We start from the raw sequence: 7,855 nt of genomic DNA, 5'->3' as shown, positions 1-7,855 counted from the left end.
GATATCTGCTCTTCTTCTGGTGCCAAAGTGATTCCCGCTACAAAAAATGGTGGGAATCACTTTGGCGTGTCACGCCTGTTCATTCAAGGCTGGCCGCCACGAGTTGCTTACGCACAGTGCGCAAGGCTCGGCGAATGACCGCTTGTTGATCTCGCTTGACAGGAGGAGCTGCACCACGTCGATGAATCTGTGTTACGGCCATCAGCCGCATGCGCTATGAGGCGCGTGCGTACTCAAATTCAATCCAACAACGACCAACAGCAATTGCCTGGCGACTCGACAAAGCCATCGCATTGACGATCGAGCGCGAGCGGCAGTTGCGGCGTTGCGAGGCCGATATGCTGCCAAGAGGTACGGCCGGAGGCAGGCAGGCGTTGCAGCGCGCGCTGCTTGAGCCACGGGGCAAGAGACCATCGGAGTACGGTCGTTTTGAGTAATGTCCAAGCAGCCGAATGGATACGGCAACGCCACGGTGGTGGCCCCAAATCGGCACAACACTTCAAGTTGATTGACAAGAACGGCGCCGCGGCCCCCTTGTTCGATATATTCAGCGGTTGCTACGGCCAACTGGAGCGGGGGTGCAAGAGCGGTGGGACAGGTACGATAAGCGGCACATCCGGGACCGCTCGCCCGCGCAACACCATTTCCTTGATGCAATACCGCGTCGTTCGTAATCCGCGGCGAATCGGCGACAAGTCCGTCTCATGTTCGACCTCGGCATGCCGACCGTGTTCTCTACGCCAGTCGACTTGCCGTGGTCAGCGGCCAAGGAGTGAAAGGATACCTGGTGGCGGGCACATGCGCGGCCATGTCAATGGTCGAGCACCTATCGCCTGCTTTCCTTGAGCAGCAGTTTCCCGCACGCTTTCAAGGCAGCCGAGTCGTGCAGCGGCGCCCCTATTCCAGTGATTGAACGAACGCGTCCCATCAGTGATCCCGAGAGCATACGGGCCTTGCGGGTCAACGACATTGAGGCATGCACGTGGAAATCACCAACTTTTCCGTGTAAACCGCCGGATGACGTAGGATAAGAGTTTGATTGTCACGTTGTAGATTCCGCAAGCGCATACATCGGCAGGAGAGCAGTGACATCGTGAAAAAGGTATCAGGCAACTATGCCTTGGGTCGGCCAGTTGAACCGCTGCGATCGCTGTGCCCGCCGCTCAATCAAACTCGCCAGTCCGGCCCGCACCGTATGTTCGCCGGTTCGCTCGCGGGCATCAAGCAGCAAATCGTGCGTGGCGCGTACGCGCGCGGCGCTTGCGCAGGCTGACGGACGCTAATGCGAAGACCTCGGAACACATGACGCCGGCAGACTCCCCAGCGGCAGTCACGGCCGAAGAGGGGTGGCAATTCACTCGAGTCATTGGCAGGAATTCATGCTGCAAGACTTTTTGCTCATTTGTTGTGAACTTCTTTCAGGCGATCCGCGAGCGCCTTATAGTCCCATTCGCTGATGATGCCGCGTTCCATCGCCTGCTCATCGAGTCGTTCCATTAACTCTCCGGCAGCCCGCCGAATCGTCCGGCGCCCAAGTGCGCCTCGCGCGAATCCGCTTTCGAGCGTGCCGATCGCGTAATGAAGAGCCTGCGCGTAACGTTGTCGTTCCTTGGGATCTGCCGTGCTGACACCTCGCTCCACCTCGTTTTTGTTCAATCGATACTGAATTTTGAGGCGAACTTCTTCTCCGATCTCCTTTAGCACGGCCCGACCGGAAACGGTGCTGCGCAGCCTGGCGACGTAGCGTGCAATTCTTCCCGCGTCTTCGGGATGCTCGTCAATGTAGGAGGCGAACGGGCCGAAGAGGCGATCATCTTCGACGACATCTCTGGTCGTGAAGTTCGCGCCGGTGGGCCTCAAGCCAACGAGGGTCTGACTTTTACCACCGCCACCGATGGACCGGGTGGGCGACTTCGCACCAGCGCCCGCGTTATCGCCGTCGGGGAAACCGGTGTTCCCGTAGGACGAGCCGGAACTGCGGGCGGTTGAATTCTGGCGGACAACGTTGCTTCGCATGAAAGTATAAAGTAAATGGTGGGAATGAGAGGCTCACGATATGGAGTCACAATATCGTTGTGTGACTTGATCTCTGTAGCGAAATGGGCGATGCCCATCGGGGCCCGGCAGTGCGCCAAACCATAGCACCGCAGCCCGTTGCGAGAACCGTGGGACGAGTTTACTCGCCCCACTTTGTTCATGGAGGCCGGTTCGATTAAAAGATGCCGATCGTTCCTGTCTCCAGTGGCGCCTGCTGATTCAATGCCTCGTTAATCTCTGGCATCCCGATAAAGTGGTGGTTCAACGGGTCCAACGAGTTGAACAGGCCCGGATCAGCTTGCACTGCGCGCGCCAGCTCGCTTCTGTTGAAATCACTCTGTGACTGACCATTAGGAGACTGGTTTGCCCATTTATCAAGATCTGCCATGCTAATGACTTTGCCGCGGCCCGGCAACGCCCTGTCGAATATGTACGGATTCTCGGTTCCCATAGTATCCATATTGAGCTTAAGTGCATTCAATATCTTGGTGCGATCGCCACCATAGATATTCGTCCCGGTCTGGAGTCTGAGAGAGTTGGTCGCCTTGGTGCCGTCTCCGTCAAACAAGTTTGCGGCTCCCTGGTAGTAGCCTGGTAGCAGGCCAAAATTTACTGATGACATTTGTTTGTGCTCCTTATGTGATTTCGATGCCTCTACGGATTGTTGCGAGCATCCATCTGATTGTTCCTCATTGGTCGAGGATTCCTTGTTCAGCATCCGAAATGACAATCGAGAAATCCGAAATAGACTGGGGGAGGGGGACGTCTAGGCAGGTCATGCAAGTCTGAATTCTTTTCATGCACCCTGCTAGCTTCGCTGTTTCGCAATTTCCCTTGTTCCGAAAACGGAGATGATCACATCGCGCACGATAAAACGTTGCGAACCTTCGCAAAAGATCAACGCGGTTGACGCACAATTCGCAAAAACTTATTATATAACGAATAGATTACGATCAAAAATGTTCACGAAGGCGAAAGCCGCACAGACGATCGAACGCTATAAGGCGTGCTTTGATCGCAGAATAATAATTTAGCAATGGATTATAGTAAAGACATTTTTTCACGTCTTGCGACAGTGCAACAAGCACTTCAATGCGGTTAAGTCGGTAATAACGAGCCTTAAGAGGTCAAATCAAAGAGGCGATCAATGCGAAAAAGATGTGCTTAACAGGCTCGTTGAGTTCGGCAAGGTAATAGCAAAGGGAAACAACGCGATGCGCAAAGCAATAGCCCAATGCGCTTGTACACGTTGAATAGCGCCCACCCGCGGTGTTGATATCACAACGATGGGAAAGACTCAAAAATCTAGGTAAAAGGCAAAGCACCCAAGTGATCGGGTCCCGTATGCGCCTTGCGGCCCTTCTTCCACTCACCATACTTCGCCCGACAACCGCCATACGCTGTGGTTGTTGCAGGACGCCGATGCTATTGTGCGCCGCGTTGAGCGCGTAGACGAACTTCTTGCCGATAGGATCGAGTAAGCGACAAAGGACGCGGCCGGCAAGGCCCCTGCTCGCCGCGAGACTAAATTTCGAATCCGTAATTGACCGGAACGCGGATAAGCTAACCGAGGTCGGGCCGGCACGCCGCTGCCAAAATTGAAATTTAACGTAACAGGCGCACGGTCCAACTTGTCGCCGTGAATAGGGCACTTGGGAGCAAAGCGCGCCATGGCTTATCGCGTGCGCGCTCGTGGCCGGAGCGTTGAGTGGCTTTACTGGCGCCAGGCTCGCAGGCACCTGAAAAAGACCGGTTGCGTGCTCCGGCCAAGCAGCAATAAAGGTTGTATCAGGTTACGCATCGGGTCATAAAAGAAGCACGACATTGCAAGCACCCGCGTTGGTTTTCACGGGACTTTGTCGCTTATCAAATCTGTCACTGAAGCTCACCCGGCCGTATGTAGCTCCTGTAGACCTCCACTCCTGAACTAGGGGAATCGTCCAACTCAGTCTGATCGGCTGCCTTTGAATCACCGTCATTACATTGAGTTTTCGTCGGATCGGAGATGTCGTCGTGCCGGTTAATCTTCCCCGTGCGCGACGAGGGCGGCGTCTGGCTCATGACCCCGCGCCGCTTCCGGGGGAAATTGTTCGCCCCATTGGGATCAAGTGGACCATCAAGAAGAGCAGGAATTCGCAACCTGACCTGCGCGAGCACACGCGCGACGTAGCCATTTGTGAAACCCTTGCCTTGCGAGCCCGTGTTGTAACAAGACAGCGCACGCTGCAAGGCCGCCTGACCTTCCCCCACCGTCAGAGCCGCACGTGCATAGCAATCACCCAAGACCCGCGCGGCCGCGCGCAGATTGGTACATCCGTCGAGCAATTGCGTGCCCGTTAGCCCAAGACCACGGAAGTTGGCCGAATTAATCTGTGCATACCCGACGTCAAAATTCAGCCCTTGCCTCTCCAATCGCTGAACCGCCTCACGCGCCTCCCGCTCAGTGGCAGGTTGCCCGGGAAGTTCATAGTTTCCGTTGATGTTGATCGCGAGCGGATTATTTCGGGACTCCGCGTTCACAAGATAAGCGATCGTCAATGGATGCACATCCGGCGCGCACCGCTCAGCCAGAGCAAGGACTTGTGGCGACAAGCCTTCGGCGCTGTGCGCGACCATGGGAAAGATAACTAGCAGAACGGGGACGAACACTTTGCTGAGTCTCAAGACCGATTCGACGAAACGTTCCGCTATTTGGCGCGACAATAAGCCATCACAGCAGCGTGAACTGCAAGATGGCACGATTCGGTTTCCGAACTCCTCGATCTGGCGAAGCCAAGCCTATGCCAACCCGTTGGAAGGCCTACCTCGCTGGCCGGGGTGACCGACCGGGACACTCCCGGCTTTCCCGACGCGCCGTGTCAATCCGGTCGCGCGAACTGTGGCCAGGGCAATTCACGTCATCCCAAGATTTCCGGCATGAGAGACCGCTCCATTCGATGACGAAAATAACAAATGAGTAACAGCAGTCATCATCCAATGTCGTATGCGAACACGTCGCACCCTCTACGCATCAGCTTGAATCTTCCGCCTTCCATCTGTCGCTTTGAGGGTGTGAAGTCTCTCTATCCGGCACCGGCCGAATCGGCGGCCTGCCGATGGTTCGAATCTTACCCTTCCTTTAAAAATCGTTGAAGTTAACCAGTCTGTGGTTTTCGGCTATTTTCGCATTTCATGTCAATTTACCGATTCCATTGTTCGCGTGCTCCGTACGCAGCCCTGCTTGTCATCCCGCTAGTGATCGCCCGCCCGCAATCCACCGGGGCGCGGTGTCGGCCAACTTGTGAGCGCACCGGCTAGCCGCGGATCGGCGCATGCTGCTCGCGCGACATGCCAGCGACAACGTGGATTGGATCGACTCGGGTGCGCCCAAATCGTAGATGCGCCTGAGCGGACCGACACCTACAAAAAGAATTGCGACCTTCCAGGGGCATCGTTAGGCGAAAAAAACACAACAAGCACGAAACGCGTGGCTCCATGTTAAAAACTGTGAAAGTATGATGTGTGCCAGACGACTGAACCGGTCGCCTCTCTTGCGGCTGCGTACTCTTTAGCATCAAATCGCGTGACAATGACTCGCAGTCAAGGGTGTTCACGCCACCTCGCTACCCGTCGCCTGATTTGCGCAGGATATTGCCGCACGCCCCAATTTCGGATTGCCCGGACCTGATTTCGTCAATGGTCAAGGCACCGGTCTCAAGTTTCTCCAAAATGAAGTTCAGTGGGAGCCGCTCCTGGCAACCGCACCTTCGTTAAATTTACGGGAGAATCAGAAATGAGCCATTGCATGAACGGTACCGCCAACATTCCACCAGCCCCGCCGATGCCACCGGGCGTCCCACCTTATGAGGAACTGTATAATACCCAGATGCAACAGTTGAACGATGCCGCGAACATCGCGCTGAGCAAGAACGGTATGAACAGTATGAACAATTCGGGAAGTAATTGGAACAAGATGAACGGTTCGAACAGTTCAAACAACGTGGGAAACAGTAATGGATCGGGTTCGAACGGCAACTTGTTTAGCGAGCCGGGCGGGGTAATTGTCAACACAAACAAGGCCGGCGTTACATCGCCGCTTATCCGCGAGATTCAGAATAACGCGAGACAAGGAATTCTGCCAACAAACGCGCAGGCGTCCGCAGCGGTAGCGCAGCAAATGGCAGCGATGGAAGCGCAGATTGTAAATCCGAATACACCGAACGATGTCAAGAACGCGATCACAACGATAATTGGTCATATTGACGTGATGAAAGACTTCGGCATGTCCTCGCTGAACGACTTGGCGCACCTTAGCAACCTGACCCAGCAAGCAAACAATTTCCTCGCAAACGGAACCTCGCCCGAGTTCACCTTTCCGATTTATTCGGATGCCAACGTATCTGCAACACTAACGGACCTGGGAAATGGCACCGCGGCCAATTCCAATGCAGCCATTTTGGCACAAAACGCAAAGGGCTAAGACGAGCTCGCGCAGTATGGACAGATCGGCACTCGGAGCTGGTGACAAGATGGATTGAAGCACATCAATCTACGTCTTGTCGCCGGCCGAGTTGCCTCTCTCGCCCAAAGGGTTTTCGTTTTCCGTCTGGCGAAAAATACCGATAGCCCAAAGTTGCCCGTGAAACCTAATGCCCAGTAGACTGGCCGAGCAGATTTTCCTTTGCCCCGTCCGCACGAGATACGCACGGCCCCATAACTGGAGAAATGAAAGGAGCGATCCCGTCCCGAAGCTGCGGCGGAAGCGGCTCGGTATCGACATACCGGTATTAAGTCTCGATGGGATACAAACATCGGCAGGCAACGCCTTGCCTGCATCAGACATGTCAAGAACTTGACGCGTCAACCCCTTCTGCCGCTGAGCGGTCAGCCCGCATGCACCTTGCGCGCATTCAACAACGGAAACATGCCACATCTAACGAATCGGATGCGTGGACCAGATCCGGAATTTTGCGCCCGTTCGTCTCGGACCGCACATTTGTATCCCCCCGCTTACGCCTTGATCTGGCTCACTGAATTGTGAGGCGTTACGTCGGCGTCACCCATGCCCCTGTGAAAATCAACCACATCCCTTAACTGCTGTCATGGTGCAATCATGAGACGACGCGCGAACGCGACGATCGCGGTCCGTAGCCGCACCCGGCTACTGGGACCTGTGCCTGCTGTGCGCCGTTTGAGCCAATTGAGCGTGAGCAGGTAAATCGATGGGGAAATGACCCGCCCCTGCTATGCGTGGTGTTCGTCGGCGACACGCGCCTGAACGACCAGCTGCGGTGCGACGATGCCTTCGGCGCTGTATGGTAGTGGTTCGACATGGACAGCACGGCATAAAGTCGGACGCTGCCAGTCCGCATTGACGCCTTGTCCTGGGGCCGTAGCGCGCACAGCACGTCCGTCCCAGTCGGCGTCGATGAGATCGACACAGCTCAGTTCCCAGTGCGCATCGCAGACGCACACGTGTTGCAGGTGCCGGTAAGCCGCGGAGATCTCGAAGCGCGTACCGGCCGGACTCATGGTGCCGTCCGAGCGCCGCCGGCTGCGCGATACGTCGATACTGAATGCGGCACGCAGTGCATCGCTCGACGGGCATTCGCGTGCGGCATCCGGGCGGGCGACATAGCGTTTGAGCGGCTCGATTTCGAAATGACCCCAGCAACCGACCGTGACAGAAGCTAGCGCAACGCGATCCCGCCGCCGCACTACTATTCTGAGAGCCCGTTTGAAAAATCACAGATGAGCGATTCTGCGTAAGAACAGGCTGCCCATCGCGATGTGAATCATGGCTTCAGACACGTCGGCGCGTTGCTCGTAGTTCCTGACC

Annotated in this window: 5 protein-coding genes and 1 pseudogene; 1 reads left to right on the top strand and 5 read right to left on the bottom strand. The window is 55.8% G+C overall.

Annotation, left to right across the window (positions count from 1 at the left end; translation table 11 throughout):
* Positions 1-1,398 precede the first annotated feature (1,398 nt).
* The 3 genes from HV796_RS39210 to HV796_RS39200 all read right to left on the bottom strand — a co-directional run bounded on the left by HV796_RS39210 (position 1,399) and on the right by HV796_RS39200 (position 4,701).
* Positions 1,399-2,016, bottom strand: coding sequence for a hypothetical protein (locus HV796_RS39210; protein ID WP_175233149.1), 618 nt, complete (start codon positions 2,014-2,016; stop codon positions 1,399-1,401).
* Positions 2,017-2,212: 196 nt separating this feature from the next.
* Entirely contained in the window at positions 2,213-2,755 is a 543-nt protein-coding gene (locus HV796_RS39205) for a hypothetical protein (RefSeq protein WP_175233148.1), read from the bottom strand.
* A 1,157-nt stretch (positions 2,756-3,912) separates the two neighbouring features.
* On the bottom strand, positions 3,913-4,701 hold the full coding sequence (locus HV796_RS39200) for a lytic transglycosylase domain-containing protein (RefSeq protein WP_175233147.1): 789 nt from the start codon (positions 4,699-4,701) through the stop codon (positions 3,913-3,915).
* A gap of 1,120 nt (positions 4,702-5,821) precedes the next feature.
* Between HV796_RS39200 and HV796_RS39195 the strand changes: the two genes are divergently transcribed.
* Positions 5,822-6,496, top strand: coding sequence for a hypothetical protein (locus HV796_RS39195; protein WP_175233146.1), 675 nt, complete (start codon positions 5,822-5,824; stop codon positions 6,494-6,496).
* A 764-nt stretch (positions 6,497-7,260) separates the two neighbouring features.
* On the opposite strand, the gene HV796_RS39190 is transcribed toward HV796_RS39195, so the two are convergent.
* Positions 7,261-7,734, bottom strand: coding sequence for a hypothetical protein (locus HV796_RS39190; RefSeq protein ID WP_175233145.1), 474 nt, complete (start codon positions 7,732-7,734; stop codon positions 7,261-7,263).
* 27 nt (positions 7,735-7,761) lie between these two features.
* Positions 7,762-7,855 (bottom strand): annotated as a pseudogene (locus HV796_RS39185) (IS5/IS1182 family transposase); the annotation flags it as partial.

This window comes from Paraburkholderia humisilvae (assembly GCF_902859855.1).
Lineage (GTDB): Bacteria > Pseudomonadota > Gammaproteobacteria > Burkholderiales > Burkholderiaceae > Paraburkholderia > Paraburkholderia humisilvae.
Note: the sequence above shows the minus strand (reverse complement) of the source record. Positions and strands in the feature narration are given on the sequence as shown.

Bases quoted from the DNA above. Each gene is read 5' to 3' on its own strand.
- HV796_RS39210 (WP_175233149.1), bottom strand. From the start codon at position 2,016: ATGCGAAGCAACGTTGTCCGCCAGAATTCAACCGCCCGCAGTTCCGGC.
- HV796_RS39205 (WP_175233148.1), bottom strand. From the start codon at position 2,755: ATGCTGAACAAGGAATCCTCGACCAATGAGGAACAATCAGATGGATGC.
- HV796_RS39195 (WP_175233146.1), top strand. From the start codon at position 5,822: ATGAACGGTACCGCCAACATTCCACCAGCCCCGCCGATGCCACCGGGC.